Here is a 1,246-nt window from a genome sequence, read left to right as displayed (position 1 = left end):
TGTAGCAACTGTATTCCACTCCCATCAAAGTGCAATACAAAAACTTAGCACAAAGCGTCAATACCGAACATTTAACGTACGACAACTTGCTTTTGTAATTCATCTCTAACCCGTGCATTTAAAATGGTTAGTAGTTTGTGCATACAGGCAACAATGGCAACTTTGAAGGGCTTGCCATTGGCTCTTAATCTTTGATAGAAGGTTTTGATTTTCTCATCAAAGCGAGTAGCCACTAAGGTTGCCATATACAGTGCCTTACGCACTTCTGGTCGTCCTGCTTGACACAGACCTTTAAACTTAGTCTCTCCACTTTGCTTAGGGTGTGGGGCAACACCCACAAGACTGGCAAGTTGTTTGTGTGAGATTGTACCAAGCTCAGGCAGCATTGCCAACAAGGTGGCTGTGGTGGTTTGTCCAACACCTTTAACACTTTGAATGACACTGCTGGTTTGTTTTAAATCTGGGTGATTGTCATCATCAAGATGGGTTTTGATTTGCTTGTCTAACTCATGAATTTGCTCTGTTAGGTAAGTAATATGAGCTTGAATGCTACTGATTTGACTGTGATGAGATTGCTCTAAGCGGTTTTTTTCAGCCACACACATTTGGACAAATTGATTGCGTCTGTTAATCAATGCGGTTAATAACTCTTGGCTTTGACTGGGTGGGCAATAAAGCAAGGTGGCTAAATCATCTCTTTGTGCCATCATTTTGGCATAAAAAGCAAGCATTTTAGCATCTTTGTTGTCTGTTTTGGTTAAGGACTGTGATTTGGCAAATTGATGTGTTTGCCTTGGATTGGCAATCATGACACAAATGCCTGCTAAGTGTATGGCTTTGGCAAGGGGTACTTCAAGTCCACCTGTACTTTCTAGAACCACTAAGGTTTTGCCATTATCGCATTGTTTGTGTTCCTCTTTGATAAAACAGATGGCTTGGTCAATGCCTTGTGCTGTGTTATCATGGTTTTTGGTTTTGGGTGATAATGAAGTGGCAAGCACAAAGCTCTTTTTGGCAACGTCAATGCCAACAAAATGAACATAGTGTTTGTCTAACTCATTGTTTGCTGATTTCATACTCATCATAAACCTGCCTTGCATTCGGGTGTTAAACTGGCAACTGTACGGTTGTTATTGATGGGTGCTTATCTGGTTTCAATGCTACAAAACGAATGTCATCTCTAGGGGCGAAACGAAAGACAGATAAGCGGGTTGGCTTATTATATCTTGTTTTGGATATACAAGGG

The 1,246-nt window shown here is 40.9% G+C and carries 1 protein-coding gene; it reads right to left on the bottom strand.

Going from position 1 to position 1,246, the window contains the following annotated elements:
- Nucleotides 1-71: 71 nt before the first annotated feature.
- On the bottom strand, nucleotides 72-1,076 hold the full coding sequence (locus tag IM753_RS12755; RefSeq protein WP_194092779.1) for a transposase: 1,005 nt from the start codon (nucleotides 1,074-1,076) through the stop codon (nucleotides 72-74).
- Nucleotides 1,077-1,246: the final 170 nt, after the last annotated feature.

The organism is Moraxella sp. K127 (genome assembly GCF_015223095.1).
Taxonomy (GTDB): domain Bacteria; phylum Pseudomonadota; class Gammaproteobacteria; order Pseudomonadales; family Moraxellaceae; genus Moraxella.
This window is presented reverse-complemented; position numbering and strand designations above follow the sequence as displayed.

Excerpts from the sequence above, each read along its gene's own strand:
- IM753_RS12755 (WP_194092779.1), bottom strand. The coding sequence starts at position 1,076 with ATGAAATCAGCAAACAATGAGTTAGACAAACACTATGTTCATTTTGTT.